General features: G+C 74.8%; 23 protein-coding genes. 14 read left to right on the plus strand and 9 right to left on the minus strand.

Features of this window, described 5'->3' with window-relative positions; genetic code table 11:
- Positions 1 to 2 precede the first annotated feature (2 nt).
- From ACIA8O_RS22550 to ACIA8O_RS22565, 4 genes are all read left to right on the plus strand, one after another.
- Positions 3 to 4,529, plus strand: coding sequence for a tetratricopeptide repeat protein (locus ACIA8O_RS22550; RefSeq protein WP_396295708.1), 4,527 nt, complete (start codon positions 3 to 5; stop codon positions 4,527 to 4,529).
- A gap of 105 nt (positions 4,530 to 4,634) precedes the next feature.
- Complete coding sequence (locus ACIA8O_RS22555; RefSeq protein ID WP_396295709.1) at positions 4,635 to 5,195, plus strand: hypothetical protein; 561 nt, start codon at positions 4,635 to 4,637, stop codon at positions 5,193 to 5,195.
- A 74-nt stretch (positions 5,196 to 5,269) separates the two neighbouring features.
- On the plus strand, positions 5,270 to 6,811 hold the full coding sequence (locus tag ACIA8O_RS22560) for an alkaline phosphatase D family protein (RefSeq protein WP_396295710.1): 1,542 nt from the start codon (positions 5,270 to 5,272) through the stop codon (positions 6,809 to 6,811).
- Positions 6,804 to 8,066 (plus strand): hypothetical protein, encoded by a 1,263-nt coding sequence (locus ACIA8O_RS22565; RefSeq protein ID WP_396295711.1) that lies wholly within the window; start codon positions 6,804 to 6,806, stop codon positions 8,064 to 8,066. Before ACIA8O_RS22560 ends, ACIA8O_RS22565 begins: the two co-directional genes overlap by 8 nt.
- A gap of 8 nt (positions 8,067 to 8,074) precedes the next feature.
- On the opposite strand, the gene ACIA8O_RS22570 is transcribed toward ACIA8O_RS22565, so the two are convergent.
- On the minus strand, positions 8,075 to 8,257 hold the full coding sequence (locus ACIA8O_RS22570; RefSeq protein ID WP_396295712.1) for a hypothetical protein: 183 nt from the start codon (positions 8,255 to 8,257) through the stop codon (positions 8,075 to 8,077).
- A gap of 168 nt (positions 8,258 to 8,425) precedes the next feature.
- The gene (locus tag ACIA8O_RS22575) at positions 8,426 to 9,463 is read right to left on the minus strand and encodes an NlpC/P60 family protein (RefSeq protein ID WP_396295713.1); all 1,038 of its coding nucleotides are present in this window, start codon (positions 9,461 to 9,463) and stop codon (positions 8,426 to 8,428) included.
- A 299-nt stretch (positions 9,464 to 9,762) separates the two neighbouring features.
- Between ACIA8O_RS22575 and ACIA8O_RS22580 the strand changes: the two genes are divergently transcribed.
- The 7 genes from ACIA8O_RS22580 to ACIA8O_RS22610 all read left to right on the plus strand — a co-directional run bounded on the left by ACIA8O_RS22580 (position 9,763) and on the right by ACIA8O_RS22610 (position 16,764).
- Positions 9,763 to 11,295 (plus strand): ATP-binding protein, encoded by a 1,533-nt coding sequence (locus ACIA8O_RS22580; protein WP_396295714.1) that lies wholly within the window; start codon positions 9,763 to 9,765, stop codon positions 11,293 to 11,295.
- A gap of 17 nt (positions 11,296 to 11,312) precedes the next feature.
- The gene (locus ACIA8O_RS22585) at positions 11,313 to 11,699 is read left to right on the plus strand and encodes a roadblock/LC7 domain-containing protein (RefSeq protein ID WP_396295748.1); all 387 of its coding nucleotides are present in this window, start codon (positions 11,313 to 11,315) and stop codon (positions 11,697 to 11,699) included.
- 73 nt (positions 11,700 to 11,772) lie between these two features.
- On the plus strand, positions 11,773 to 12,132 hold the full coding sequence (locus tag ACIA8O_RS22590) for a DUF742 domain-containing protein (protein WP_396295715.1): 360 nt from the start codon (positions 11,773 to 11,775) through the stop codon (positions 12,130 to 12,132).
- The gene (locus tag ACIA8O_RS22595) at positions 12,113 to 12,733 is read left to right on the plus strand and encodes a GTP-binding protein (RefSeq protein WP_396295716.1); all 621 of its coding nucleotides are present in this window, start codon (positions 12,113 to 12,115) and stop codon (positions 12,731 to 12,733) included. Before ACIA8O_RS22590 ends, ACIA8O_RS22595 begins: the two co-directional genes overlap by 20 nt.
- A 31-nt stretch (positions 12,734 to 12,764) precedes the next feature.
- Positions 12,765 to 14,234, plus strand: coding sequence for a cytochrome P450 (locus ACIA8O_RS22600; RefSeq protein ID WP_396295717.1), 1,470 nt, complete (start codon positions 12,765 to 12,767; stop codon positions 14,232 to 14,234).
- A 103-nt stretch (positions 14,235 to 14,337) separates the two neighbouring features.
- Positions 14,338 to 15,753: a hypothetical protein gene (locus ACIA8O_RS22605; protein WP_396295718.1), complete on the plus strand. Its 1,416-nt coding sequence runs from the start codon at positions 14,338 to 14,340 to the stop codon at positions 15,751 to 15,753.
- A gap of 135 nt (positions 15,754 to 15,888) precedes the next feature.
- Positions 15,889 to 16,764, plus strand: a complete 876-nt coding sequence (locus ACIA8O_RS22610) for a D-hexose-6-phosphate mutarotase (protein WP_396295719.1) — start codon at positions 15,889 to 15,891, stop codon at positions 16,762 to 16,764.
- A gap of 14 nt (positions 16,765 to 16,778) precedes the next feature.
- Here the strand turns inward: ACIA8O_RS22610 and ACIA8O_RS22615 are convergent, their stop codons facing one another.
- From ACIA8O_RS22615 to ACIA8O_RS22625, 3 genes are all read right to left on the minus strand, one after another.
- Complete coding sequence (locus ACIA8O_RS22615) at positions 16,779 to 17,972, minus strand: CapA family protein (RefSeq protein ID WP_396295720.1); 1,194 nt, start codon at positions 17,970 to 17,972, stop codon at positions 16,779 to 16,781.
- Between the two features lie 73 nt (positions 17,973 to 18,045).
- Positions 18,046 to 19,185, minus strand: coding sequence for an FAD-dependent oxidoreductase (locus tag ACIA8O_RS22620; RefSeq protein WP_396295721.1), 1,140 nt, complete (start codon positions 19,183 to 19,185; stop codon positions 18,046 to 18,048).
- Between the two features lie 113 nt (positions 19,186 to 19,298).
- A complete protein-coding gene (locus ACIA8O_RS22625) occupies positions 19,299 to 19,985 on the minus strand; it encodes a TetR/AcrR family transcriptional regulator (protein WP_396295722.1) in 687 nt (228 codons plus the stop codon).
- A 135-nt stretch (positions 19,986 to 20,120) separates the two neighbouring features.
- Between ACIA8O_RS22625 and ACIA8O_RS22630 the strand changes: the two genes are divergently transcribed.
- Positions 20,121 to 20,639 (plus strand): EF-hand domain-containing protein, encoded by a 519-nt coding sequence (locus ACIA8O_RS22630; RefSeq protein ID WP_396295723.1) that lies wholly within the window; start codon positions 20,121 to 20,123, stop codon positions 20,637 to 20,639.
- A gap of 79 nt (positions 20,640 to 20,718) precedes the next feature.
- Here ACIA8O_RS22630 and ACIA8O_RS22635 read toward each other — a convergent pair whose 3' ends face one another.
- Together ACIA8O_RS22635 and ACIA8O_RS22640 are read right to left on the minus strand one after the other, a co-directional pair.
- Positions 20,719 to 21,189 carry a MarR family winged helix-turn-helix transcriptional regulator gene (locus tag ACIA8O_RS22635; protein ID WP_396295724.1) on the minus strand — a complete coding sequence of 157 codons (471 nt, stop codon included), beginning with the start codon at positions 21,187 to 21,189 and terminating at the stop codon, positions 20,719 to 20,721.
- 146 nt (positions 21,190 to 21,335) lie between these two features.
- Complete coding sequence (locus ACIA8O_RS22640; protein ID WP_396295725.1) at positions 21,336 to 21,716, minus strand: BlaI/MecI/CopY family transcriptional regulator; 381 nt, start codon at positions 21,714 to 21,716, stop codon at positions 21,336 to 21,338.
- A gap of 132 nt (positions 21,717 to 21,848) precedes the next feature.
- Between ACIA8O_RS22640 and ACIA8O_RS22645 the strand changes: the two genes are divergently transcribed.
- Positions 21,849 to 22,379, plus strand: coding sequence for a SigE family RNA polymerase sigma factor (locus tag ACIA8O_RS22645; RefSeq protein ID WP_396295726.1), 531 nt, complete (start codon positions 21,849 to 21,851; stop codon positions 22,377 to 22,379).
- 74 nt (positions 22,380 to 22,453) lie between these two features.
- Positions 22,454 to 23,617, plus strand: a complete 1,164-nt coding sequence (locus ACIA8O_RS22650) for a hypothetical protein (protein WP_396295727.1) — start codon at positions 22,454 to 22,456, stop codon at positions 23,615 to 23,617.
- 78 nt (positions 23,618 to 23,695) lie between these two features.
- Here the strand turns inward: ACIA8O_RS22650 and ACIA8O_RS22655 are convergent, their stop codons facing one another.
- Both ACIA8O_RS22655 and ACIA8O_RS22660 read right to left on the minus strand, forming a co-directional pair.
- On the minus strand, positions 23,696 to 24,499 hold the full coding sequence (locus tag ACIA8O_RS22655; RefSeq protein ID WP_396295728.1) for an endonuclease I family protein: 804 nt from the start codon (positions 24,497 to 24,499) through the stop codon (positions 23,696 to 23,698).
- A 176-nt stretch (positions 24,500 to 24,675) separates the two neighbouring features.
- A complete protein-coding gene (locus tag ACIA8O_RS22660) occupies positions 24,676 to 26,190 on the minus strand; it encodes an SMI1/KNR4 family protein (protein ID WP_396295729.1) in 1,515 nt (504 codons plus the stop codon).
- Between the last annotated feature and the right edge of the window lie 348 nt (positions 26,191 to 26,538).

Consider the following 26,538-nt stretch of genomic DNA (forward strand, 5'->3'; position numbering starts at 1 on the left):
CCGTGGCCCCCAACCCGGCCCGCGCGCCCTGGGTGGTCAGCCTGCAGCCGCCGGGCCAGGCGCTGCCGGTCGGCGGCGGCACGCTCGTCTCCGACCGGCTGGTGCTGACCTGCGCCCACGTCGTCGACGCGAGGAACCCCGCCGAGCGGCCCGAGGGGCCGGTGCTGGTCCGGTTCCCGTTCCTGTCCGGGCACGAGCCCGTCCCGGCCCGGGTGGTCGAGGGCGGGTGGTTCCCGCCGAAGGGCTGGACCGGTGACCTCGCGGTGCTCCGCCTGGAGGACCCGGCACCTCCCGGTGCCGAACCGGCCCCGCTGCGCCGCACCGACGCGGACGTCTTCGCGCACGTCTTCCGCTGCTACGGCTTCCCCAAGGAGCACCCGGTCGGCGGGGTGTCGATCCGCGGCGAGATCGTCGGCTTCTCCGAGGTCGACTGGCTGCAGCTGGAGTCGACGGTGCTGACCGGCTGGGCCACCGATCCGGGCTTCTCCGGCACGCCGGTGTGGAACGACACCCTGCAGGGAGTGGTCGGCGTCCTCGGGCGGCGGCAGAAGCCCACCGAGCAGCTCGACCGCCGGGTCGGCTACGCCCTGTCCCTGGACGCGGCCGTCCGGCTCTGGCCGGACCTGGCCCCGCTGGTGCACGACATCACCGAGCAGGAGCGGCGCGAGCGCCTGGCCCGGCTGCTGGCCGTCCCGCTCGCCCCGTCCGGCGGACTGCCCCGGCTGGACCAGCTCGATCCGCACCACCTCGGCGTCAGCCTCTCGAAGTACAGCGAGGCGGGCTACGAGCCGTACGTGGAACGCCCGGCCGCGGACCGGGCACTCGACGCGGCACTCGACGCGGGCGGCTTCGTCCTGGTCACCGGACGCTCCAAGAGCGGCAAGTCGCGCACCCTGCACGAACGGCTGCTGCGGCGGCACGGCGGGGCCCGGCTGGTCGTGCCCCGGCGCGGCCGCCACGACCTGGCGGACCTGAGCCGCGGCGGACTGCCGCAGGGCGCCGGGCAGGTGGTCGTCTGGCTCGACGACCTGCACGACTACCTGCTCGCCGGAGCACTCGACGCCCAGCTGCTCGACCGGCTCCTCCAGCACGACCCGCCGTGCCTGGTGGTCGGGACCCTCACCCACCGGCACCGCGAGGAGCTCTCCGGACTCGACAACGAGGTCGGCCGGGCGACCCGTGAACTGCTGCGCCGAGCCGGCCTGGTGACGCTCGATCACACCCTCGGCCCGGCCGAGCGGCAGGCCGCCACCGCGCTCTACCCGCAGGAGGACTTCTCGGTCCGCGGCATCGGCGAGATGCTGGTCGCCGCACCCGCCCTGGAGGCCCGCTTCAACGCCGGCGACGAGGTCTGCCCGGCCGGCTGGCTGCTGGTCCGCGCGGCCGCCGACTGGGCCCGGATCGGAACGCCGGCCGTGCTCGACGAGCCGACCCTGCGCGAGCTCTTCGACGAGTACCGTGCCGCCGCGCCCGGGCTCGACCTGGAGCCGGGCGACGAACCGTTCCGCACCGGCCTCGCCTGGGCCCGCGACAGCGCCGGCGCGGGCATCGCCCTGCTGCTGCGCGCCACCGGCCCGGCCAGCGGGCCGGGCTTCCGGGTCTTCCCCTACATCGCCGAGTACCTGGACACGGTGCCGGACGGCGGGATCGCCGTCCCGGACACCGTCTGGCGGACCGCCGCCCGCTGCCTCTCCGGCGCCGACCTGCTCACCCTCACGCACGCGGCGATGATCCGCGACAACGGGACGATCGCCGAGGAGCTCCTCGGCCGGATCCTCGCCGAGGAGCAGGACGAGGAGCTGCAGGCCGTCGCCGCGCTGCTGCTCAGCATGGTCTTCTTCTACCGCCGGGAGCTCGACCGGGCCGAGGAGCTGCTGCGGCGGGCCGCCGGCTCGGGGCTGGCGAACGTCGCCGAGCTGGCCCAGGCGGAACTCGCCGGCCTGCTCTCCGCCCGCGGTGAACTCGCCGCCGCGCGCGCCCTGTTGGAGACCGCGGTGACCGCCCAGGACCCGCAGGTGTCGCTGGTCGCGCAGGTCGGCCTGGCCGGCGTGCTGTGGCAGCTCGGCGAGGCCGAGTCCGCCGAGCGGCTGCTGGCCGCCGTGCTCGCCCAGGGCGTCGAGGAGGTGCCGCCGCTGGCCACCGCCCGGCTCGGCCGGGCCATGGTCGGCCGCGGCGGCTCGGCGGTGGTCACCCCGGCCCAGGGCGTGGGCGGCCAGGAGCACGGGAAGCAGCCGCCGGCCCTGCGCACCACGGAAGCCGGTGCCGTGCCCGCCGAACAGCCGTGGACCCTCTCCCGGGTGGTCGGAGCGGCCGTCGGCTCCTCGATCACCGGCGTGGCCCGCGCCAGCCTGGGCGGGATCCTGATGAACCGGGGCGAACTGGACCGGGCCGAGGAACTGCTGCGCTCCGTCCTCGCCGACGGCAACCCGCAGGCCCGCCCGGTCGCCCAGGCGTCGCTCGGCGAACTGCTGATCGTCCGCGGCCGCCCGGAGGAGGCGGCGGACCTGCTGGAGACCGCCCTCGCCGACAGCGGCCCGCTGATCGAGGACGCGGTGCGGCTCTGCCTCGGCATCGCCTGGCTCTGCGTCGACCGGACCGAGGAGGGCGAGCGGCTGCTGCGCACCGTCGCCGGGTCCGGCCACTTCGACCGGGGCCCCGAGGCGATGGCCGTCCTCGGCCACTGGTACCTGAGCCTCGACGACCTCGGCACGGCCGAGGAGTGGCTCAACAGGGCCATCGACACCGGGCACCGCGACTGGGGTGCGGCGAGCCGGATCGGCCTGGCCTGCGCACACTACCTGCGGGGCGACGACGAAGCGGCGAGCGCGCTCCTGGAGGAGGTCGCGGCGGGCGACAACCGCGAGCTGGCGGCCCACGCGGACGACCTGCTCGGCGACATCCACGCCCGGAGGGGCCGCCTGCCCGAGGCCGTCGCGGCCTACCGGCGGGCCATCGCGTCGGAGCAGGCGGAGTGGGCCGCCACCGCCCGGATCGACCTGGCCCAACTGCTCTCCGAGACCGACGAGAGCGCCGGGTACGGCGGCATCGCGGAGGCCGTCGAGCTGCTCACGGAGGCCGCCGGGTCCCCGCACCCCGACCTCGGCCCGCGCGCCGCCGACCTGCTCGGCGACCTGCTGGTCCGGGCCGGCGCGCCCGACCGGGCCGTCGGCGCCTACGAGTCGGCCATCGCGTCCGGCCACCCGGAGTGGTCGCTGGTCGCCCGGATCGACCTCGCCGTCCTCCTGGTCGATCTGGACCGCATCGACGAGTCGGAGCAGCTGCTGCGCGAACTGACGACCTGCGGCCACGCGGTGGCCGCGGGGGTCGCCGTCGCCATGCTCGGCGTCCTGCTGCTGGACAGCGGGCGCGAGGCGGAGGGCGTCGAGCAGCTGCGCACCGCCGTGGACACCTGCTTCGGCGAGCCCCTGCAACTGGCCCGCTTCCACCTCGCCAAGTTCCTGCTGCTCGTCGGGGACGAGACGGCCGGCGAGGCCCTGCTGCGCGACGTGCTCGCCGACGAGCCCTCCGAGGTGACCGAGGCCGCCCGGGCCCGGCTCGGCGTCCTGCTGCTCGGCCAGGGCCACGCCGAGGCGGCCTTCGAACTGCTGGGTGACGTCGAGCAGTCGGACGATCCCGACGCGCTGGCCGTGGCCTACCTCGGCGCGGGGGAGCACCTCCTCGACGTCGGCGAACTGCACGCCGCCGTCGACCTGTTGGAGGCCGCCCGCGAGTTCCCCGAGGCCGCCGAGGCACCCCGGGCGACCGCCCTGCTGGGCGTCGCCCGACGGGCCCTGAACGAGCTGGCCGTCGCCCGCGAGCTGCTCACCGAGGCCTTGGAGGCCGGTGACGCCTCGATCGAGCCGATGGTCCGGCGCTACCTCGGCGGCACCCTCTTCCGGCTGGGCGAGTCCGAGCAGGCCGAGCAGGTGCTGCTGCCGGTCGCCCAGGACGAGGACAGCGTGCACCGCCCGGACGCGCTGCTGCTGCTCGCCCAGGTCGTCGACACCATCGAGGGGCGCGAAGCGCAGGCCCGTCCCTGGTTCGAGGCCGCGATCGCCTGCGGCGACCCGGAGACCGAACGGCAGGCCCTGCCCCTGTACGCGAGCTACCTGCAGCAGAGCGGCGACGAGACCCGCGCACGTCAGATCCTCGCCGTGATCGCCGCCCGGTCGGCCGGTGCGGTCGACGACGGCGTCGACCCCGCGGGCGAGGAGGGCGCCGACGCCGGTCCGTACGCCCAGGACGCCCCGGCACGGTCCGACGCACCGAACGCCGTCACCCCGGGGTCCGCGCCGACGGGCACCACCACCGGCCCGTCCGGCGGACATCCGCCCGGCACGGTGGGCCGCCCGCCGCTCCGAAGCGCCCGGTCCGAGCCCATCGGCCGTCCGGCCCCGCCGCCGGGCCTGCCCGCCGCCCTCCTCCTGCTGCTCGCCGAACTCGCCGACGCGGAAGGCCACCCGGCCGAGGCCGCCTACTGGCGCGAGCGCGCCGACCGGACGCGTGACACCACCGAACCGGACCGGTAGCGGGCGGTGCGCCGACCCGGTCGACGGAGCGTCAGCCGACTCGGCCGGCGTCCCGCCACGGGCTGGTACGTTGGCCCGAGCCTGACCCCGACCCCGAGGACCACCATGACCGCCGCCCCGGCCGGCTCCGTGCCGGGCGCCCTGCTGATCGGGACGCGGGACGGGTTCGGGCTGGAGTTCCACCTCGAACGGGATCGGCAGCTGCTCTGTGTGGACGTCTTCGTGGGCGGGCTGCACGTGAACGCGTGGGACGACGCGTTCTACCCGCCGCTGCTGGTCAAGAAGTTGGAGGGCGAGCTCCGGCGGTTCGGTGCGCCGCCGGAGCCGCCGCCGGAGGGGTTCACCTCGGCGCCGGAGTCGTTCCGGGCGGCCGAGCGGTGGATGCACGAGGGGGAGGGCGAAGGGGACGGGTTCGCGCGGTACGAGTTCCTGGAGTGGGGGGAGTGCACCGACCAGGTGACGGCGTTCGCCTTCCCGGACGGGGAGTCGGTGCACCTCGCGGCCCGGGTGCGGGAGGTGGGCGGCGGCGAGGGCGAGCCGGTGGTGGTGTCGGTCGGCCGGGGGGAGCTCGTCGAGACCCTGGAACGCGGCCTGGCCGTGGCCGGGCGGGAGTGGGCCGCCCGGCTGGCCGTGCCGGCGGACCGTTCCGGTACGGGATCCGACTAGCTCCGCAGGTACGTCACTCGGTCGTCCCCTGGGGACGGGCGGGAGTTCACCTCGGTCCGTGAGCATGGCCGGTCATGAGCAACCTCAGTCGCCGCATCTTCATCCTTGGCGGGCTCACCACCACGGGCGCCGCCGCGCTCCAACTCGGCGCCACGGCCCGGTCGTCGGCCGCCGCCTCCACCCCCTTCCCGTTCACGCTGGGCGTCGCCTCCGGGGAGCCGGACGACAGCAGCGTGGTGCTCTGGACCCGGCTGGCACCGTCGCCGACCGACGCGGACGGCCAGGGCGGCATGCCCGACGCCGACGTCACCGTCGACTGGCAGGTGTCGGCCAGTCAGAACTTCACCACGCTGGTCGGCTCGGGCACCGTCACCGCCCGCTACGCCCAGGCCCACTCGGTGCACGTGCTGGCCGGCGGGCTGGCCCCGGACGCCGAGTACTACTACCGGTTCCGGGCCCAGGGGTTCGTCTCCCCGGTGGGCCGGACCCGCACCGCGCCGGCCCTCGGCACGGTCGGCCGGGACTTCACGATGGCCTTCGCCTCCTGCGCCCACTACGAGAGCGGCTACTACACCGCCTACCGGCGGATGGCCGACGACCGCCCGGACGTGATCCTGCACCTGGGCGACTACATCTACGAGGGCGGCGCCGGCTCCAGTGGTGTGCGCCAACACCTCGGCGGCGAGATCGTCTCGCTGGCGGACTACCGCCGCCGCTACGCGCTCTACCGCACCGACCCGGACCTCCAGGCCGCGCACGCGATCGCGCCGTGGCTGGTGGTGCCGGACGACCACGAGGTGGAGAACAACTACGCGAACACGGTCCGCGCCGACAGCAGCCCCGTGCTGACGGCGGCCCAGTGGACCGCCCGCCGCACCGCCGCGTACCAGGCCTACTTCGAGAACATGCCGCTGCGGGCCGCCGCGACGCCCAACGGCAACGCCATCCAGCTCTACCGCCGGGTGCGCTGGGGCACGCTGGCCACCTTCCACATGCTCGACACCCGGCAGTTCCGCGACGACCAGGCCTGCGGCGACGGGACCAAGGTCTGTGCCGACGCCGACCTGACGAACCGTTCGATCACCGGCACGGCCCAGGAGTCCTGGCTGCTCGACGGGCTCGGCCGCCGCCTGGGCACCTGGGACCTGATCGGCCAGCAGGTCTTCTTCGCCCGCAACGTCAACGCGGCGGGTGCGATGAACATGGACGCCTGGGACGGGTACCGGGCCAGCCGGGCGCGGATCCAGCAGGGCATCGTCGACCGGGGCGTGCGCAACCCGGTCGTCCTCACCGGCGACGTGCACGCCTCCTGGGGCAACGACCTCAAGGCCGACTACGCCGACCCGAACTCGGCGACCATCGGCACCGAGCTGGTCTGCACGTCCATCACCAGCGGCGGCAACGGCAGCACCACCACGACGATCCCCAACGGGGCGTACAACCCGCACCTGCGGTTCTACTCCAACCAGCGCGGCTACGTCCGCACCCGGATCACGCCGTCCCGGCTGACCGCCGACTTCCGGTCGGTGGCGACGGTGACCGAGCACGGCGCGGCGGCCACCACCGCCCGCACCTTCGTCATCCACGACGGACAGCCGGGGTTGGCCGATGCGTAAGCTCTCCGTACTCGGCGCGGGCCTCGCCGCGTTCGCCGCCGTACTCGCCCTGTCCGCGCCCGCTTCGGCGGCGGGGCCCTCGTCCTGGACGACGGTCAACAGCGACTCCACCGGCGACCAGGACTCCTCCTCGGTCGCGGCCAACCGCCCGGGCGACGTCGCGGTGGTCTGGGAGGACGACCGCGACTCCACCGCCCCGGGCGACGACGCGCACAGCGAGGTGTGGGTGCGGATGTACCGCAACGGCGTCTCCGCCTACGAGCAGAAGCTCTCGGCCGGCGGGACGGCGGGCGCGGCCTGGCGGCACGTCCAGCCCGACGTGGGGCTCGACGACCGGGGCAACGCCGTCGTGGTCTGGGCGGAGGACCCGGACGGCAACGGGCTCTACAACATCGTCCACCGGGTGCTCTCCCCGGCCGGTGCGGTGCTCGGCTCCGGCCGGGTCAACGCGGACACCGCCGGCCAGCAGGTCCACCCGCGCGTCGCGGTCGACCCGGACGGCGCGCCGGGCAGTGCCACGGCGGTCGCGTTCTCGGTGGTCTGGGAGGACGTCCAGGGCACCGCGGCGGCCACCGTGAGGGCGGCCGGGTACACCGGGACCGCCACCAAGGCCTACGAGGTGACGGTCAACGCGACCGGCGGCGCGCACCACAACCCCGACGTCGCGACCTCGGCCTCGGGCGACGCCGTCGTGGTCTGGGACGAGGACACCGACGGCAACGGCTACGACCAGATCGGCCTGGTGCGGCTGGCGAAGGCGAACGGGGCCGTGGCCCTGACCCGCCGCAGCGCCAACGGATTCGGCGGTGGCCAGCAGCAACGGCCGTCCGTGGCAGCCGACTTCAACGGCGACTTCGCGGTGGCCTGGGAGTCCGACCACACCGGCACCCGCGGTGTCTGGGCCCGGTCCTTCGCCGCGGACGGCACCGCCGGCTCGGCCGAGGTCGAGGTCTCGGCCGGGACCGGGGCTGGTGCTCCCACCGTCGGCATCGACGACCAGCGCGACGCGGTGGTCGGCTGGAGCGTGGCGGGTACCGATCCGGCGGTGTGGGCCCGAGGGCTCAACCCCGACGGCACCTTCGCCGGCCGGTTGCCGGCCCGGTCCGTCAGCCAGCTGACGGCCGGCCGGCAGGAGCAGGTCTCGGTGGCCTCCTCGCCGTTCGGCACGCTGGCCGTCTCGTACACCGACGACAACGACGGCAACACCTTCGACCAGGTGCTGCTGGGTCTGGGCGCGAGCAACTCGGACTGGTGACGGCCGGGTCAGCGCCGTGACCTCGGCGTGCGCGAGCACTGCGGGTTGCGGCACGGGCCGGGGCCCCACACGTAGCGTCTGATGCCGTCGAAGTCGGGTGCGGTGTCCAGGTACTCGGCTTCGACGGCGGCGTGGCACAGGGGGCACTGCAGGCCCGTGGGCCTGGTGGCGGAGAAGATGATCGTGGGCATGGCGCGCCTACCGTCGGAAAACGGGCGCCGCCCAAGTGCGCTTCCCCTGGCGGGTGTTCACACCGCCACCCCCGGCCCCCGGCACTGCGTACGCCCCGGACCCCCAGGATAGTGCTGACGCACGGTGACCACCTCCCGGAGCGGCCGGCCCCACCGAGGGGACGGCCCCTAGCCGGGGCGGACGGCGCCCATGTAGTCGGGCATGTACTGGAGGTCGAGGACGGTGACGTTCTTTCCGGTGCGGGGGGCGTGGATCATCTTGTTGTTGCCGATGTAGATGCCCACGTGGTGCAGGTCGGAGAAGAAGAAGACCAGGTCGCCGGGCTGGAGGTTGGCGCGGGAGATCCGGGTGCCGGCGTTCCACTGGTCCTGGGAGACCCGGGGGAGGCGGACGCCGGCCTGCTCCCAGGCACGCAGGGTGAGGCCGGAGCAGTCGAAGCCGGCCGGGCCCTCGGCGCCCCAGATGTAGGGCTTGCCGAGCTGGGCCTGGGCGAACTTGAGCACGGCGGCGGCGCGGCCGCTCGCGGGCACCTGGGGCAGCTCGACGCGGTCGGCGGCGGCGCCGCGGGAGGCGCGGCCGGCCTCGTCGACGTCGACCTGGGCGCGCTCGGCGGCGGTGAGCGAGTTGAGGATCTTCTTGGCCTCGGCCAGCTTCGTCTGGACCTTGTTCTTCTCCTCGGCCAGGGCCTTGTGGTTGGCGTCCAGGGCGGCGAGGGTGGCGGCGGTCTCGGCGCGCTGCTGGTCCAGCCGCTGCTGCTGCTTCTGGGCCTGGCGCAGCAGGGAGAGCTGGGTGTCGGCCTCCTGGTCGCGGACGGAGGCCTGCCGGAGGTAGCTGTCGGGGTCGGAGCTGAGCATCAGCTGGAGCGAGGGGTCGACGCCGCCGTTGCGGTACTGGGCCGCGGCCAGTCCGCCGAGCTGGCTCTGAACGGCGTTCAGCTTCTCCTGGCCCTCGGCGAGTTGGGTCTGCAGCTGGTTGGCCTCGCCCTGGAGCTTCTTGGCCCGTTCCTCCGCGCCGTTGAACTTCTCGATGGAGGCCTCGGCCTCCTCGTACAGCGCGTCGACCTGCTTCTTGACGGTCGCGAGGTCGGGCTTGGGCGCCGCGTAGGCGTTGGTCGAGGAGACCAGGACCGCGGTGCCCGCCGCGGCGGTGGTCAGGACCGCCAGCTTGGCACGGCTCGGCGGACTCGGCTTGCGGCGCTTTCCCACGTCATGGCTCCTCGGTCGACTTCCCTGCCTCTTACTCCTAGGAACCTTAGTAGTTTAGGAGCGGATCGGGGAAGGCGGGGTCGGTGATCAGCGGAATCCCCTGCCCGGCGCGGCACTAGCACGGACCGTCCGGGGGCGGGGCGGTTCTCCGGGAGGGTCGCTCACACGGGGGAAACCGGGCCGGAGTCGGGTGTGAGGGGCACGGGGCGGCGGAAGGCTGGTGCCTGCACCGAGGCGGAGCGATGGAAGACGAGTGAACGACGCTCCGCCCGTATCCCTACGACCCATCGAGGACACTGATGCTTCGTGCTGGACCGTCACCCGCGAGCCGGTGGCCGGTGTCGGTCCTCGGGTGGATGCTGCCGGTGGCGGTGACGCCGCTCGTCGCGGTGGCCGCGGCGGTGCTGACCGGGGCCGGGGCCCGCGCGGGGGTCGTCTGGTGCGGAGTGGTGGGCACGGCGGCGGTGGCCCTGGTGGCGTACCAAGTGGTGCTCCGCACGCGGGAGTTGGCCGAGCTCCGGGAGCAGCACTTCCGGCAGGAGGGCGAGCTGCGCGGCCGGCTGCTCCGGCAGGAGGCGGAGACCGTCCGGCTGGCCCGGGTGATCCTGCCGGAGACGGTCGCGCGGCTCCAGCGCGGTGAGTTCACCGAGGACGTGCTCAAGGCGTACGAGTCCCACGACGGCGGCGCGGGGCCGGAGTTCAGGGCGGCCCGGCAGGCGGTGCTGCGCACCGTGCTGGAGGCGGTGGACGCGGAGGAGGGTCTGCGTGAGTCGGCGCAGCGGGCCTTCGTGAACATCGCGCGCCGGGTGCAGGCGATCGTGCACCGGCAGGCGCAGGACCTGCGGGAGATGGAGGACCGGCACGGCAACGACCCGGCGGTCTTCGAGGACCTGCTGCGGCTGGACCACGGGAACGCGCTGGTGGGCCGTCTGGCGGACTCCATCGCGGTGCTCGGCGGGGCCCGCCCCGGCCGCCAGTGGAGCCGGGCGGTGCCGCTGTACAGCGTCCTGCGCGGCGGCATCTCGCGGATCCTGGACTACCAGCGGGTCGAGCTGCACCCGGTCTCCGAGGTGGCGGTGGTCGGCCCCGCCGCCGAGCCGCTGATCCACGCGCTGGCCGAGCTGCTGGACAACGCGACGCGCTACTCGCCGCCGCAGACCAACGTGCACCTGACGGCGGTCGAGGTGCAGACCGGCATCGCGATCGAGATCGAGGACGGCGGCCTCAGCCTCAGCGAGGAGGGCCGGGCCCGGGCCGAGCGGATGCTCCGCGAGGCGCAGGAGGGCATCGACCTGAACGACCTCGGTGAGACCCCGCGTCTGGGCCTGGCGGTGGTCGGGCGCCTGGCGCAGGCGTACGGCTTCCAGGTCTCGCTCCGGCCGTCCGCGTACGGCGGCGTGCGCGCGGTGCTGATCGTCCCCCAGGAGCTGATCACCACCGCGCGGGCCACCGGCCGGGCGCACGGGATCGGCGTGACCTCGGACTCGCAGGCGCTCCCGTCCCCGGGGCGGGCGTTCCCTGAGCAGGCGGTCCAGCCCCCGGTGCAGGTGGCGCCGATGGCCCCGCCGCCGATGACCACGCCGTCGGTGACGGTGCCGTGGACGGCGGGGGAGGAGACCCGGACCGGGCTGCCGCAGCGCCGTCGGCACGCCGCGCCCTCGCGGCGGAGCGCCCCCGCCCAGGCCCCGCCGCCCCCGCCGCAGGACTCCGTGGCAGTGCAGCCCGGCGTCTGGCTGGCCGCGTTCCACGAGGGGGTGAACGGCCAGGCGCCGTCCGCCGGGGCGGCGGACGGCCACACCAGCGAAGATCCGGCCAGGAAGGGCGAGCAGTGACGCAGCAACCGACCAACATGGACTGGATGCTCAAGGACCTGGCGGACGGCGTGCCGCACGTCCGCCACATCGTGGTGCTCTCCGCGGACGGGCTGCGGATGGCCCAGTACGGGGCCGGCACCGACGCCGCCGACCGGCTGGCCGCCGCCTGCGCCGGCCTGCAGAGCCTGGCGGCGGCCGTCGGGCACGAGTTCCCGTACGGGGACCGCCGGATGCGGCTGGTGGTGATCGAGATGGGCGGCGGCTTCTTCTACCTGATGGCGGCCGGCGCCCGGGCCTACCTCGCGGTGCTGGCCGACGAGGGCGTGGACGCCGGGCTGATGGGCCAGCGGATGCGGGACCTGGTCGCCAGGATCGGCGAGCACCTGAGCACCCCGCCGCGCCGGGCCGAACAGGTCGTGTGAACGTGAACGGGCTTGCTGTCGACGGTAGTTCGGCAGGTCGAGGGATGGTGGACGGGTGCGGCGCGGACGGCGGATGAACGCGGACGGACAGGACTGGGACGTGGGCCGGCCCGAGCGCCTGTACGTGATCACCCGGGGCCGGAGCGGGGCGGCCGACCGCGCCGTGTTCGACCTGGTCACCCTGATCGTGGCCCGGTCGGAGCCGACGCCGACCATGCAGCCGGAGCACGCGGCGATCCTGCGGATCTGCGAGTCGCCGCTCTCGGTGGCCGAGATCTCCGCCCACCTGAGACTGCCGGTGAGCGTGGTCACCGTGCTGCTGGCGGACCTCCTCGCCGATCGGCGGATCGAGGCCCGCGCCGGAGTACCGAAGGCGATCCTTCCCGACATCGCCCTGTTGGAAGCGGTGATCAATGGACTTCAGAGGCTCTGACCCGGCGGCCCGGGGGCCGCACGGCGACGACCTGCTGCCGGCCACGGCCGCCACCGCGGTCAAGGTGGTGATCGTGGGCGGCTTCGGCGTCGGCAAGACGACGCTGGTCGGTTCGGTGAGCGAGATCCGCCCGCTGACCACCGAGGAGACGATGACCCAGGCCGGCGCGGGCGTCGACGACATCGAGGGCATCGAGCGCAAGACCTCCACCACGGTGGCGATGGACTTCGGCCGGATCAGCATCGACGAGGAGCTGGTGCTCTACGTCTTCGGCACCCCCGGCCAGGAGCGGTTCTGGTTCCTCTGGAACGGCCTGTTCGACGGCGCCCTCGGTGCGGTGGTGCTGGTCGACACCCGCCGCCTGGAGGTCAGCTTCGACGTGATCGGGCGGCTGGAGGACAGCGGGGTGCCGTTCGTGGTCGCGGCCAACACCTTCCCCGAGTCGCCCACCCACCCGGTCGAGGATCTGCGGGCCGCCCTCGACCTTCCCCCCGAGGTGCCGATCGTCAACTGCGATGCCAGGAACCGCAGTTCGAGCCGTGACGTGCTGATGGCCCTGATGCGCTACCTGTACGACCGCGCGGCCGCCCCCACCCGCTGACGGCCCGCCACCCACCACCACCCACCCCCCCATGAGATCCCACGGAGATGCCGTGACCAACCCGTACAGCGACGACGCGTCATCCACTCCGCCGCCCGGCTGTCCCGCCCACGGGCTCGGCTCCCCGGGCCTGGGGGCCGACGGCCTCCGGCGGCTGTACGGGCCCGAGGCGGAGGCGGACCCGGCGGGCCTGTACGAGAAGCTGCGCGCGGAGCACGGCGAGGTGGCGCCGGTGCTGCTCCACGGCGACCTCCCGGCCTGGCTGGTGCTCGGCCACTCGGCCAACCTCACCGCGATGCGCACCCCCTCCCGGTTCTCCCGGGACTCCCGCCGCTGGACGGCCTTCCAGGAGGGCCTGGTCGCCGCCGACTCCCCGCTGATGCCGGTGATCGCCTGGCAGCCGCTCTGCGTCTTCGCCGACGGCCCCGAGCACCGCCGCCTGCGCGGCGCCGTCACCGACGGCCTCAACCGCTTCGACCGGCGCGGCATCCGACGCTACGTCACCCGCTTCGCCGACCAGCTGATCGAGGACTTCGGGCCCACCGGCCGGGCCGAGCTGGTCGCGCAGTTCGCCGAGCACCTGCCGATGCTGGTGATGACCCACGTGGTCGGCATGCCCGAGGAGTTCGGCCCCCGACTGGTCGAGGCCGCACGGGACTTGATGAAGGGCACCGAGACGGCCATCGCCAGCAACGACTACGTGGTGGCCACCCTGCGCCGCACCATGGAGCGCAAGCGGGTGGCGCCCGGCGCCGACCTGGTCTCCTGGCTGATGCAGCACGAGGCGCGGCTCACCGACGACGAGGTGCTGGAGCACCTGCGGGTGGTGCTGCTCGCCGCGAACGAGTCGACCGTCAACCTGATCGCGGACACCCTGAAGATGGTCCTCACCGACCGCCGGTTCCGCGCCCACCTCTCCGGCGGCCACATGACCCTGCCCGACGCGCTGGACCAGGTGCTCTGGGACTCCGCGCCGATGTCGCTGGTCGCGGGGCGCTGGGCCACCGGGGACACCGAACTCGGCGGGCAGCAGATCAAGGCCGGTGACATGCTGCTGCTCGGCCTCGCGGCCGGCAACGTCGACCCGGCCGTCCGCCCCGACCTCTCCAAGCCGCTGCACGGCAACCGCGCCCACCTGGCCTTCGGCGGCGGCCCGCACGAGTGCCCCGGCCAGGACATCGGCCGGGCCATCGCGGAGACCGGCATCGACATCCTGCTGGCCCGGCTCCCCGACCTCCAACTCGCGATCCCCGAGCACGAGTTGACCTGGACCTCGGCCTGGCTGGCCCGCCACCTGGTCGAGCTCCCGGTCCGCTTCACCCCCCGCGGCGGGGCCCCGAAGGAGCCGGCCCCCACCGCCACCGTCCCCACCACTCCGCCGCCGACCCCGCCCGCCCCGCCGTCCGTGCCCCCCGCCGTTCCCACCACCCACCGCGCCGCGGCCGTCCCCCGCCAGCGGCGCAGCTGGTGGAGCGCGCTGACCGGCGTCTTCCGACGCTGACCGCGGGGCCGGCGAGAAGCCGGTGAGTGGCCGGTGCCCGGCGGGTGAGCGGATGGTGAGGGTCGTGTACGGTTCCTCCTGCCGAAGACCGGAGGGGGCCGCTTTGACCGAGAGCACGATCGCCGGCAGTGCGGGCCCCGAGCTCGTCGAACTCCGCTCGGAGCGGCGCCGGTTGGTCCAGGCGGTGGCCGCCCACCGCCGGCTGCTGGCCGCCCGTCCGGCGTTCGAACGGGCCGACCTGCGGCGGCTCAACCGCGAGGTGCGCGAGCGCACCCGTGCGCAGCAGCGGCACGACGCCGCCCTCCGGCGTGCCGACGGGACCGACCGGCGGGCCCAGGACTCCTGCACCCGTCGCCTGGCGGCGCTGGACGGCAGCCGGGAGACCCGGGAGGCCCAGGCACTGGTGGCCCTGCGGCGGCAGTTCGTCGAGCGGGAGGTCGCCAAGTCCCCGCTGACCGCCCAGGAGGTGAACGGGGTCGGTGAGGGCCTGGTGCGCGACCTGGCGGCCCAGGGCATACGGACGGCCTCCGACTTCACGGGCGTCAGCTACGCGAAGGCCGCCAACGGCCGTGGCGGGACGGTGGTCTGGATCCACCGGACCCAGGGCGGCCGGGTCCACGTCAACGGGATTGGCGAGCACCGGGCCAAGACCCTGGTGGAGTGGCGGAACGCCACCGTCGGGAGGGCGGAGGACCGGGCTCCCAAGGCGCTGCCCCCGGACGAGCGCTTCCGGCTGGACGGGATCATCGCGGAGGAACGCCTGCACCTCCGGCAGGAGCGGGAGCAGGCCGCACGGGAGGCCGAGGCCGCCAGGGCGGAGGCCGGCCGGCTGCTGGCCGAGACGGCGGCCCGGCTCACCGGCACGGAGTCGGAGGGGGCGGCGTCGGCCGCGCTCCGGCGCGCGGAGTTCGACGGCATGGCGGAGCAACTGCTCCGCCTCCAGGACGAACTCCGGCGTCACATGGACGACTTCGCGGACCTGCGGACCGGGTTCCGACTGCGCCGCGCGCAGGAGCGGGTGCTGCGGCCGGTACCGCAGGGGCCGTTCGTCCCTCCGCAGCGCGGGCCGGGCGGTTCCGGGGCCGGTGCTCCTGGGCCTGGTGCTCCCGGGCCCGGTGGTGCGGTGTGGTCGAGCGGGACGGTGCACGCGGCAGGGGGAGCGCTCGGGCAGCGGGCGCGGCTGCTCTGGCTGGTGCCGCTGCTCTGGTTCGCGCTGACGGCCGTCGTGGGGCTCGGCCTGCGGGCCGCCGGCCCGCTCTGGGCGGAGGTCCTCGTCCGGGTGGTGGCGCTGGCGGCGCTGGGGCAGTTGCTGCGCCTCTGGGTCCCCCGGCGGCGGGCGGCCACCGCGCGGGCGATGCCGGCCGGTTCGGCCCTGTGCACCTGGGGCGTGTTCTGGGCGCTGGGCGCGTTCCGGGAGTTCGTCGGTGCGGGCGGGCTCGGTTCGGGGCTCGGGTGGTGCTGGGCGGCGCTGTCCGCCCTGCTGCTGGTCATGGCGCTCGGCCGGAGTGCGGAAGCCTGACGCGCCGGGTGGTGGGACCCTGACGCACCGGGCGGCGGAATCCTGACGCACCGGGCAGGGGAGGAGGTACGGCCGGGCCGCCGGGTGCCGATAATGACCTGAGCCGCCCTACCCGTCCCAGCGAAGGACCCCACCGTGCCAGAGAGCTTCCTCGACCTGCCCGTCCGTCAGGACCTGTCCCCGTCCGTGACGCTGCGCCGGAAGGGCGACATCCCGGTGGTGGTGGTCGACCACCCGACCGGGCGTGCCGTGGTGAGCCTGCAGGGAGCGCAGCTGGTGACCTGGCAGCCGAGCGGCGAGCAGCCGGTGGTGTGGGTCAGTGACGCGTCGTCATGGACCGAGGGGGTGGCGATCCGGGGCGGGGTGCCGGTCTGCTGGCCGTGGTTCGGCCCGGCGGGCTCGCCCTCGCACGGCTTCGCCCGGGTGGTCGAGTGGGAGCTGGCGGGGACCGAGGAGACCGAGGAGGGCGTGGAGTTGGTCCTCACCCTCGGGGAGGGCGAGCGGACCCTGGCGCTCTGGCCGCACGCCTTCACCGCCACCGTGCGGATCCGGCTGGGCCGGGAGTGCACGGTGGAGCTGGAGGTGGCCGGCGAGCACGAGAGCACCGCCGCCCTGCACACCTACCTGCACGTGGGTGCCGCCGACCGGACGACGGTCTCGGGCCTGGGCGCGGACTACTACGACCGGGTCCGGGAGGCGGACGGCCGGGGCCCCGGCTCGGTCGTCCTGGACGAGCGGGTCGACCGCACCTACACCGGCCCGGCCGACCTCACCCCGGTCGACGACGCCGGGCTGGACCGCACCGTGGAGGTCCACCACGCCGGCCACAGCGACGTGGTGGTCTGGAACCCCGGCGCCCGGCTCTCCCGGGAGATGTCCGACCTGACCGACGAGGGCTACCGGGGCTTCGTCTGCGTCGAGACCGGCCGGATCGGCCGCGGCATGGTCGCCGAGCCCGGCCACCCGGACCGCCTGGCCACCACCCTGCGGGTGGTCCGCCCCGCCCGGTAGGACGGGGAGGCCCCTCAGGGGGCCGTGGTCAGGCCGGCGTCGGCCCCGGCGCGGCTGAGGACGACGGTGCGGATGTGCTCCAGCGCCCTGGCCCAGTCCTGGTTGGCCGGGTTCTGCCGTACGGCCTCGGTGAGGTCGAGGACCCGGTTGGTGGTGAGGTCCGTCAGCTGCGGGACGAACTCGGCCTTGGTGACGGTCCAGGGCCGGTTCGGACCGGCGGGCGGGGAGAAGGTGAAGCGGGCGATCGAGCTCTGGTTGCCCCGGGGGTCGAAGGCGCCGGAGTAGTTGTACATGTCCCCGGCCAGCTGGTCGCCCATGCCGTAGACCACCCAGGTGCCGTTGACCTGCTCGTAGGCCTGCGGGACGTGGGCGTGGGTGCCGATGATCAGGTCGACGTCGCGCCGCCCGTCGGTCCGCGAGGCCGTCAACTCCTCGGCCAGGGTGAGCTGTTGCCCGTTCGGCTCGTCCTGCCACTCGGTGCCCCAGTGCATGCTGACCACCACCACGTCGGCACCGGCCCGGCGGGCGGCGCGGGCGTCGGCGAGGATGCGGTCGCGGTCGATCAGGTTGACCGCCCAGGGGCGGCCCTCGGGGAGCGGGATGCCGTTGGTGTCGTAGGTGTAGGCGAGCTGGGCGACGGTCGCGCCGCCGGCCCGGAGCAGCGCGGGGCGGGCCCGTTCCTCCTCGGTGCGGGCCGACCCGGCGTGCCCGAGTCCGGCCGCGTCCATCGCGCCGAGGGTGCGGGCGATCCCGGCGGCGCCTGCGTCCAGGGTGTGGTTGGAGGCGGTGGAACAGGAGTCGTAGCCGGTGTCGCGCAGCGCCCGGGCCACCTCCGGCGGGGACTTGAAGGTCGGGTACCCGGTGAACGGGCCGCCCTCGGCCCCGTACACCGTCTCCATGTGACAGATCGCCAGGTCGGCGGCCGAGACCACCGGCTTGACCCCGGCCAGCATCTTGGAGAAGTCGTACCCGCTGCCCCCGGCGTCGGCCTGGGCCTGGCGGATGATCGAGGCGTGCGGCAGCACGTCCCCGGAGGCGACCAGCGTGAACGGCCGCCGCCCGTCGTCGGCGGGCGCCGGCGCGGCTGGCGCGGCGGGTACGGGCGCGGGCTGGGCGCTCTGCTGCGGGGCCGGTCCGGCGCAGGCCGCGGCGGTCACCAGCAGGGCGGCGGCGGGGAGCAGGGCGGTGCGGCGTGAATGACTCATCATCAACTCGTCTCATGGTCGGTATGTCCGACCATGAGACGAGTGCGGCCGCGGGCAGCCGCGCCACGCGAGTCGGTCACCCGTTCGGCGCGGAGGCGAAGAAGGCCGTCATCTGCTCCAGGCCGTGCTCGCCGAACATCGTCTCCAGGCTCTCGGCGGACTCGGTGGCGGAGGCCTCGCTGCGGGGGAAGAGCGCCTGCTCGTAGGCGGCCAGCGCGGCTTCGAGGTGGCCGGGGTGGGCGGCCAGGGCGAGGGCGAGTTCGGCGCCGTCCAGCATGGCGAGGTTGGCGCCCTCGCCGGCGAACGGGGACATCAGGTGGGCCGCGTCGCCGAGCAGGGTGACGCCGGGGACGCGGGCCCAGCGGTGGCCGGTGGGGAGGGCGTGGATGCGGCGCGGGACGAGGGTGCCGTCGGCGTCGGCGACCAGGGCGCGCAGGCCCTCGTCCCAGCCCTCGAAGTGGGCGAGGACGGCGGCCTTGGCGGCCGGGGCGTCGGTGAAGTCGACGGTGTCCAGCCAGCTCTCGGGGGCCCGGAGCGCGGTGTAGACGTGCAGGCTGCCGTCGGTCTCGCGGTGGCCGAGGAAGCCGCGGCCGGGGCCGAGGGAGAGGAAGAAGCCGCCGCCGAGCAGGGCCGCGCTGCGGGGGTGGCGGGCGTCGGCGTCCAGCAGGTCGGCCTCCACGAAGGAGATGCCGGTGTAGGCGGGGGCGGCGTCGGAGAGCAGCGGCCGGATCCGGGACCAGGCGCCGTCCGCGCCGACCAGCAGGTCGGTGGTGACGGTCGAGCCGTCGGCGAAGGCCACCTCGTGCCGCCCGTCGCCGAGCGGGCGGGCCCCGGTGACCTTGCGCCCCCAGCGGACGGTGCCCTCGGGGAGCGAGGTGAGCAGCAGTCGGCGCAGGTCGCCCCGGTCGATCTCGGGGCGGCCCCCGGTGCCGTCGTCCTCGGCCTCGACGTGCACGGTGCCGTCCGGACCGACCAGCCGCATGGCCTCGCCGCCGGGGTGGACCAGGGCCAGGAACTCCTCGTGCAGCCCGGCGGCGCGCAGCGCCCGCTGGCCGTTCTCCTCGTGGATGTCCAGCATCCCGCCCTGGGTGCGGGCGGCGGCCGACTCCTCCAGGTCGAAGACCGCGGCCTCGATGCCGTGGACGTGCAGGACCCGGGCGGCGACCAGGCCGCCGAGGCCCGCGCCGATGATCGCGATGGGGTGGTGGGTGCTCATGGTGGCCTCCTCGGGGCGTGCGGTCTGACTCCTCCACGGTAGCGAACATGTTCGTAGCGAACAAGTTCGTCGATGGGTGCGACGGAGGAGCGGGCCGCGCGGAGGGGGGTCGGTCAGCCGTGCGCCGGCGGGACGGGGGTGCTGGTGACGCCGTTGATCAGGGCCTGGACGGACCAGGCCAGCCGGGCCCCGGCACCGCCGATCAGGGCCGGCATGTGGGCCCGGATCGCCGGGTGGGTGGCCGGGTCGGCCGTCTCCAGCGCGTGGGTGAGCGCCTCCCAGTCCCGCTGCCGGGCCGGATCGCCCGCCCGGGTGGAGTGCTCGGCCGCGGCGGCGGTGGCCTGCTGGAGCAGGACGTCCGCGCCCCAGGCCACCTGCGCCGTGGGTGCGCCGCTGTGCGCCAGGAGTGCGAGAACGCGCTCCACCAACCGGAGGTAGTTCTCCCCGCTGGGCCGGGCCACCAATGCGGAGCGGGCCAACTGCGGATGCTCGAACAGGGCCAGGGCGTAGGCGAGCAGAACCGCCGTCAGCTGCCCGTGCCAGTCGCCCTCCTCGGCCCGAGGGGCCGTCAGGTCCACCGTGCCGAGCAGGTCGTCGAGCACGGCCGCGTGCAGTTCGGCGGTGTTGGCCACGTAGACGTAGAGCGAGGCCGGGCCGGTGTCCAACTCCTGCGCCAGTCGGCGCATCGTCACCTTCTCCAGGCCCTCGTCGCGCATGATCCGCACGGCGGTCTCCACGATCCACCGCCGCGACAGGGCGGGCTTGGCGGGGCGCTCCCGGCGGCTCCTCGGCTCAGTCATCCTCCGATCGTAACGAACGCGTTCGTGACCGCCGGGCGGCGCCGTTCGACCGGGGGTGAGTCGGTGTGGCTGCGGGGGCGGGTGGCCCGGTAACCTCCCTGCGAACCTGTCCGTTCCGTGTGAGGGAGTGCGACCGTGGGTGCTTCGCAGGACCGTGCCCGTTTCCGCTTCGGCCTGTTGGACGCGGACGACAGCGGGGTGCTGGAGCGGGGCGACTTCGAGCTGCTGGCGGACCGGGTGATCGCGGCCAGCGGGATCGAGCCCGGGACGGCCGAGGCCCTGCGGGTGCGGGCGGCGTACCTGACGTACTGGCAGGGACTGTACGAGCAGGCCGACAGCAACGGCGACGGGGTCGTGGACTTCGAGGAGTACTCGGCCGTGGTCCACGACCGGGCGGCCTTCGAGCGCTACGTCCGCCCCTACGCCGAGGCCCTGGTGGGCGCGGCCGACCGGGACGGCGACGGCTGGGTGGAGCGCGAGCGGTACGTGGCCTGCATGGTGGCCACCGGTTTCCCGGCGGCCGGCGCCGAGGCGACCTTCGCGGAGCTCGACCCCGCGGGCACCGGGGTGGTCTCCGGGGAGCAGTGGCTGGAGAGCATCGCCGGCTACTACACCGGCGAGGGGTACCAGGTCACCGACCGACTCCTCGGCTGAGGAGCCCTCCTGACGCTCCGTCGGACCCCGGGCGGCCGTTCGCGGCCGTTCGCGGCCGACCGGGGCCGCTCCGCGGGTGTCAGGAGGCCGGGTGGCGGGCCGGTCCGCGGGCGGCCGAGGCGCAGACCTGGCGGAGCATGTAGTGGAGCTGGGCCCGCTCGCCCCGGGTGAGGGAGGCCAGCAGGACGTCCTGGACCGCCTGTTCGTCGGTGCCGCAGGCGGTGGCCGCGGCAGTGCCCGCCTCGGTGACGGTCACCACCCGCTGGCGTCCGCCGATGTGGACCACGAGGACGTCCACCAGGCCCTCGGCGGCGAGCTCGTCGACCACGGGGGAGAGGGTGGCCTCGTCGGAGTCCAGGTGCTCGGCCAGGTCGGGGAGGCCGTGCGGGCCGAGCTCGGTCAGGGCCTCCAGGACGCTCTGGTGCAGGGGGGTGAGACCGCGTGCGGCCAGGCGTGCGGCCAGCATCGCGTCCATGGCCCGGCCCGCCCGGGAGAGGAGGCGGACGGTCCGCTCGGAGGGGTTGGAGGCGCCGCTCCGCCTGTCGTACACACTGCATCCCATCGCCGCGGGGGGAGGGCGTCACCCCCGGTCGGGGCCGCGCGCGCGACGGCCCGTGAAGTGAACCGCCTTCACCTTACGGGCAGGGCGGTGCTTCGGTCTACAACGATGTCGTCGGCGGGGCGGGCTGCGTCAGGTCAGCCGTGCCCGGCCGCCAGCAGCAGGCGGCGCAGCAGTTCCCCGTCCTCCGCCGGGAGCGAGGAGACGAACCGTTCGAGCACCAGGCCGCGCTGCGGCTCGCGGTCCAGCTCGCGCCGCATCCGCCCCGCGGCCAGCCCGGCCGCGTCGTCCGCCGCCGCGTAGGCGAAGCCGCGGTCCGCGGCGCGGGAGCGCACCACCTTGCCCTGCTCGTGGAGCCGGGCCAGGATCGTCGCGACCGTGGTCCGGGCCAGCTCGGGCCCGACGGCCGACCGGACCTGACGCGGGGTCAGCGGCTGGTCGGCGGCCCAGAGCGCGGTCAGCACCTTCCCGACCAGCTCGCCGTGCGGCCGCCGCCCCTCCTCGGGTCCGTCCGCCATCCCGCTCCCTCCCTGCCCTTCACTTAGGTTTGCCTTGGCTAACTCTACGTGCCCCGGTCCGCCGGCGACCCCACCGGAAAGAACCTCGAACAGGGGTGTGACACGATCGCGGTCCCGTCGCGTTGGAGGGGCATGAGGGACACGACCGCAGACGAGACGGCCCAGGACCGGCCCCTGGACTTCCTGGAGTTCGCCGCCGGGCGGGGGCCGTACCTGGTGCGGACGGCGTTCCTGCTCACCGGCGGCGACGCCCATCTCGCCGAGGACCTGGCCCAGGAGGCGCTCGGCCGGCTGTACGTGAAGTGGCGCACGGTCTCCCGGGTGGAGAACCCGGCCGGGTACGCGCAGGCGACCCTGGTCAACGCCTTCCTGACGCACAAGCGCAGGCGCAGCAGCGGCGAGCACGTCACCGACACCATCCGCGAGACGCCGGTGAGCGACACGGACCCGGCGCTGCGGCTGACCCTGCTGGAGGCACTGGGACGGCTCTCCCCGCAGGACCGGGCGGTGCTGGTGCTGCGGTTCTGGGAGGACCGCAGCGTGGAGGAGACGGCGGCCGTGCTGAAGCTGCGCTCCGGAGCGGTGCGCACCCGGAGCGCACGGGCCTTGGAGCGCCTGCGCGGGGTGCTCGGCACGGATCTCGCGGAACTGGCCCTGAAATGACGGAAGTTCCGCCCCTGCCGCCGCTCTCCCCCGTTCACGGCCCGGCCCGAACCACGCCCGAGGAGGGCCACCTGATGTCGTACGAGGACGAGCTCGCCCGGGCCCTGCGGGGCGCCGCCGACCTTGCCCCCCGGCCGGAGCCGGCCGTGCTGGCCGCCGGTGCGGCCGCGCGCGGCCGCGTGCTGCGCCGCCGTCGCCGGGCGGTCCGGGCGGGGGTCTGCGCGGCCGTGGTGGCCTCCGCGCTGACCACGGTGGCGCTGCTCCCGGGGTCCGAGCCGGCCCCGCCCGCCGAGAGGCCGATGGTCTCGGCCGCCTTCATGGAACTGACGGTCCGTGCGCTGCTGCCGCCGGGTTCGGTCGTCGAGGTCCTCGGCTCCACGGGCGGGAGGCCGGACCCCCATGCGAACGGTCCGATGGTCGAGCTGATGCTGGACGACGGCCACGGGCCCGTCCGGTTCTCGGTCAGCACCGAGCGGATGGCGTTGCCGGTGGACGCCGACACCCCGGGCGCCGAGTGCCCGGCGACGCGGCAGGCGGAGCAGTGCGTGCGCACGGAGGGGGCCGACGGGACGATCGTGCTGGTGCAGCGCGCCGTCGAGCGCGCCGAGCAGGGCGGCCGGAAGACCCTGGTCGTCCAGACCACGAACCGGGAGGGGCGCCGGGTCAGGCTGGACCTCGCCGGGCAGGACCCGGAGTCCTCGCTGACGGTCGACCGCCTGACCGAGATCGCCACCAGCCCGGCGTGGGACCCGGTGTTCGTCGGCTTGGCCGTGCCCGACCGTCCCAAGGAGGACAACCTCGGGATGCCCGCCGACCGGATCGCCTCGACCGTCCGCGCGCTGCTCCCGGCGGGAGTGGACGGGAAGGCGCCCGAGGGACGGTTCGCCAACGGCGAGCAGTGGCTGGCGCTCACCGGCAACGGCCGGGAGGCCCGGCTGACCGTGAGCGTCCACCTGCGCAGCCCCATCCGCCCGGAGGCCTTCGGGCGGGGGGAGGAGGGCCTGACCCGGACCGCCGACGGGGCTTCGGTGCTCACCCGGGAGCTGCGGGACGACTCGGACGCCAAGGCACCGGTGACGATCCGGACGGTCGACGTCCTGCACCCCGACGGCACCAGGGTGATCCTGAGCCAGAGCGGGCCGGGCGTCTGGCCGGACCTCCCGCCGCTGGAGGGGCGTGAGGTGCTGAGCCTCCAGCAGCTCGTCGCACTGGCGGCCTCACCCGCCTGGCGGGGATGAGAGCTGCGGCCCCGGCCGCCTGCCCCACGGGGGTGGGAAGGCGGCCGGGGCCGCGAACTGCCGTTCCCGGTCGGGTTCCTACCAGATCAGGTTGACCCACTCGGGGTGGTCGACGAACGGGTTCCGGTTCTTCTGGTAGGTGTCGAAGATGATCTGGTTGCGGCGCTCCTCGAAGGCGCTCGGCGGGTCCTGCTGGTTCCACTGCTTGAGCACCGAGAGCCGGCCGTGGAAGCGGACGCTGCCGTTGATCAGGTCGTTGGCCTCCAGGTCCGGGAAGGCGTCGTCGCCCTCGTAGCGGACGGCCATGTAGAGGATCATCCGGGCCACGTCGCCCTTGTCGGCGTCGCGCGGCTCGAAGGAGTCGGCGTCGGTGTAGCTGCCGGGGGCGCCGCTGACCGGGCTGCCGCCGTTGTCGAAGTCCTTGTTGCCCCGGGTGCTGTTGACCTGGACGTCGGCCGCCCGCAGGTGGTGCAGGTCGGTGCCGGGGCCGGCCGTGGTGCCGAAGTCGCCGTGCGACTGGGCCCAGACGTGCTCGCGGTTCCAGTTGCCGACGGAGCCGCCGTTGAGGGACTTGCTGCGCGAGACGCCGCTGTAGAGCAGCAGCACGTTGGCGGTGTTGTTCGGGTCCTGGTCGGTGACCTTGAGGGCGTTCCAGACCGCGTCGTAGGAGATCTTGGTGGTGCCGGTGGCGGTGATCGTGTGCAGAGCGGACTTCAGGCTGCTGCCGCTCTTGCCGACCGCGTTCTTGTAGTACGTGCTGTCGTACGCGGTCGTGGTCGCACTGGCGGGAGAGGCGGTGACGCCCGGCAGGGTGAGGCCGATCAGGAGGGCGGCCGCACCGGCCGCCATCGCCTTCCAACGACCTCTGTGCGCAACGGACATGTGGGGTGTCCCTTCCCGGGGAGAGTGCACGCGAGCCCGTGGCCCGCCCTGTGGGCCCGGTGATCTACGCGTGTTGACGTCATGTCAGGCGAGAGCATGACATGACCACGGGAGGACCCGAGTAACCAGCAGGAGGCGTTTGCGTGACGTTCTCGCATACGCCGCGGCCCCGCGGTTCAGGGGCCGGTGAGGCGGTGGGCGGTGGAGGTGTCGGTGCCGAGGGCGGCGAGCAGGGCGAGGGCGTGGCCGAGGGGCGGGGTGCCGGCCAGGCGGACGGCGGCGAGCCGGGTGGGGAGGCGGCCGGCGGCGGCCAGCGCGGACCACTGGGCGGTGGTGAGGGCGAGGTAGCGCAGCGCGGGGAGTTCGGCGAGGAGGGTGAGGTCCGTGCCGGGGCAGCGGGTGAGGTCGAGGCCGCGGAGGGCGGGGAGGGTGCGCAGCGGGCCGAGGTCGACGGGCGAGGCGGAGTCGAGGGAGAGGGTGGCGAGGTGGGGGTGGCCGGTGAGGGGGGCGAGGCCGGTGCCCGGGGCGAGGCCGAGGGCGAGGTCGTTCAACGGGAGTGCGGCCAGCGGGGACAGGTCGGCGGTGGTGCAGCCGGTGAGGTGGAGGCGGTGCAGGCGCACGGCGGTGGAGAGCGGCGCCAGGTCGACGGGTGACGGGGCGTCATCGAGGTGGACCGCCTGGACGTGCGGCGGGAGCGGGCCGCCGTCCAGGTGGCGGACCGTCGGGTCGGCCGGGGTGGGCGGCGGTGCGGTCAGCCCGAGGGCCTGGCCGAGCCATTCGGTGACGGACGGGGCGACGTAGCGCGGGCGGTGCCGGAAGTCGCGGCCGATCTCGATCACCTGGCCGTGGTGGCCGTCGGTGTCCGGTTCCAGGTCCACGGCGTAGAAGTTGCCCTCCAGGGCGGTGGCGAACGGCAGCCAGCCCGTGTACCCGGAGGCCCGCCGGACCGTGTCCGGAGGGTCGGCCTCGAGCACGGTCCAACGCCAACTGTCGCGCCATCCGAGCCACTTGGGGCTGCTGGTGTCCTCGTTGCGCTCGGCCAGGGCGTCCTCCACGCACAGCCAGGCGCAGCCCGCGAAGGCCATCGCTCCGTCGTCGCCGTCGGCCTCCCGGTACATCGCGCGCAGGTCGGCGGGCAGCTTGCGGTCCAGGCGGCGTTCGACGGTGGCCAGTTCCTCCTCCGTGAGGCCGGCGGGCAACCGCGGCCGCTCGCCGGTCCGTTCGGCGTGCAGCCGGAGCAGGGAGCGCATCCGCGCGACCGCCTCCGCCGGGTCCCCGGCCGGCGGGAGGCCGGCCGGCCCGGTGCCGCGGAGAATGCCGGGCTCGGCCGGCCGGTGTCCGTGGTGCAGGGTCATGGTCCAGCCGTCCTCGGTGGTGGCGCCGAGCTGGACGGTCTCCTGGAAGACCACCAGCTCGAAGGTGCCGGAGGGACGGCAGGTCAGCTCCAGGGCGATTCCGAACCAGTCCTCGTGCGCGCGGCGGAAGGCGGTCGCCAGTGCGTCGAGCCGTTCGGGGGTGAGCGGGGCCGGGAAGGGGACGTCCGGCCGGCCGGGAACGCGGTAGCCGCCGCGGATGCGGGAGCCGCGGTAGCTGGTCTCCGCACGCAGGACGTACGCCGACCAGCCCGGCGGCGCCGCCGCGTTGACCTCGGCGGTGATCCGCCGTGCCGTCCGCTCCACCGTCGCGTCCATTCCCGCCTCCTGCCACGCCCCGGGAGCCGTCGTGGCCCGCCGTCGGGAGGATCATGTCAGCGGCCGGTGACGGTGGTGCGTCGGGGGGGGGGGCCCCGCGCGGCCGCCCCCCCCGGCCCCCCCCCCCCCCCGCCCCGCGGCGGGGGGGGGGGGGGGGCGCGCGGCGGGGGGGGGGGGCGGGCGGGGGGGGGGGGGCCGGGGGCGGGGGGGGCGGGGGGGGGGGGGGGGGGGGGTGGGGGGGGCGGGGGGGGGGGGGCGGGTGGGGGGGGCGAGGCCGGTGCCCGGGGCGAGGCCGAGGGCGAGGTCGTTCAACGGGAGTGCGGCCAGCGGGGACAGGTCGGCGGTGGT

The organism is Kitasatospora sp. NPDC051853, from assembly GCF_044452665.1.
Classification (GTDB): Bacteria; Actinomycetota; Actinomycetes; order Streptomycetales; family Streptomycetaceae; genus Kitasatospora.

What these genes read in the sequence shown, in the direction of transcription:
- ACIA8O_RS22555 (WP_396295709.1), top strand. Translation starts at nt 4,635, where the DNA reads ATGACCGCCGCCCCGGCCGGCTCCGTGCCGGGCGCCCTGCTGATCGGG.
- ACIA8O_RS22560 (WP_396295710.1), top strand. Translation starts at nt 5,270, where the DNA reads ATGAGCAACCTCAGTCGCCGCATCTTCATCCTTGGCGGGCTCACCACC.
- ACIA8O_RS22565 (WP_396295711.1), top strand. Translation starts at nt 6,804, where the DNA reads ATGCGTAAGCTCTCCGTACTCGGCGCGGGCCTCGCCGCGTTCGCCGCC.
- ACIA8O_RS22570 (WP_396295712.1), bottom strand. Translation starts at nt 8,257, where the DNA reads ATGCCCACGATCATCTTCTCCGCCACCAGGCCCACGGGCCTGCAGTGC.
- ACIA8O_RS22580 (WP_396295714.1), top strand. Translation starts at nt 9,763, where the DNA reads ATGCTTCGTGCTGGACCGTCACCCGCGAGCCGGTGGCCGGTGTCGGTC.
- ACIA8O_RS22585 (WP_396295748.1), top strand. Translation starts at nt 11,313, where the DNA reads ATGGACTGGATGCTCAAGGACCTGGCGGACGGCGTGCCGCACGTCCGC.
- ACIA8O_RS22590 (WP_396295715.1), top strand. Translation starts at nt 11,773, where the DNA reads ATGAACGCGGACGGACAGGACTGGGACGTGGGCCGGCCCGAGCGCCTG.
- ACIA8O_RS22595 (WP_396295716.1), top strand. Translation starts at nt 12,113, where the DNA reads ATGGACTTCAGAGGCTCTGACCCGGCGGCCCGGGGGCCGCACGGCGAC.
- ACIA8O_RS22600 (WP_396295717.1), top strand. Translation starts at nt 12,765, where the DNA reads ATGAGATCCCACGGAGATGCCGTGACCAACCCGTACAGCGACGACGCG.
- ACIA8O_RS22615 (WP_396295720.1), bottom strand. Translation starts at nt 17,972, where the DNA reads ATGATGAGTCATTCACGCCGCACCGCCCTGCTCCCCGCCGCCGCCCTG.
- ACIA8O_RS22620 (WP_396295721.1), bottom strand. Translation starts at nt 19,185, where the DNA reads ATGAGCACCCACCACCCCATCGCGATCATCGGCGCGGGCCTCGGCGGC.
- ACIA8O_RS22625 (WP_396295722.1), bottom strand. Translation starts at nt 19,985, where the DNA reads ATGACTGAGCCGAGGAGCCGCCGGGAGCGCCCCGCCAAGCCCGCCCTG.
- ACIA8O_RS22640 (WP_396295725.1), bottom strand. Translation starts at nt 21,716, where the DNA reads ATGGCGGACGGACCCGAGGAGGGGCGGCGGCCGCACGGCGAGCTGGTC.
- ACIA8O_RS22645 (WP_396295726.1), top strand. Translation starts at nt 21,849, where the DNA reads ATGAGGGACACGACCGCAGACGAGACGGCCCAGGACCGGCCCCTGGAC.
- ACIA8O_RS22650 (WP_396295727.1), top strand. Translation starts at nt 22,454, where the DNA reads ATGTCGTACGAGGACGAGCTCGCCCGGGCCCTGCGGGGCGCCGCCGAC.
- ACIA8O_RS22655 (WP_396295728.1), bottom strand. Translation starts at nt 24,499, where the DNA reads ATGTCCGTTGCGCACAGAGGTCGTTGGAAGGCGATGGCGGCCGGTGCG.
- ACIA8O_RS22660 (WP_396295729.1), bottom strand. Translation starts at nt 26,190, where the DNA reads ATGGACGCGACGGTGGAGCGGACGGCACGGCGGATCACCGCCGAGGTC.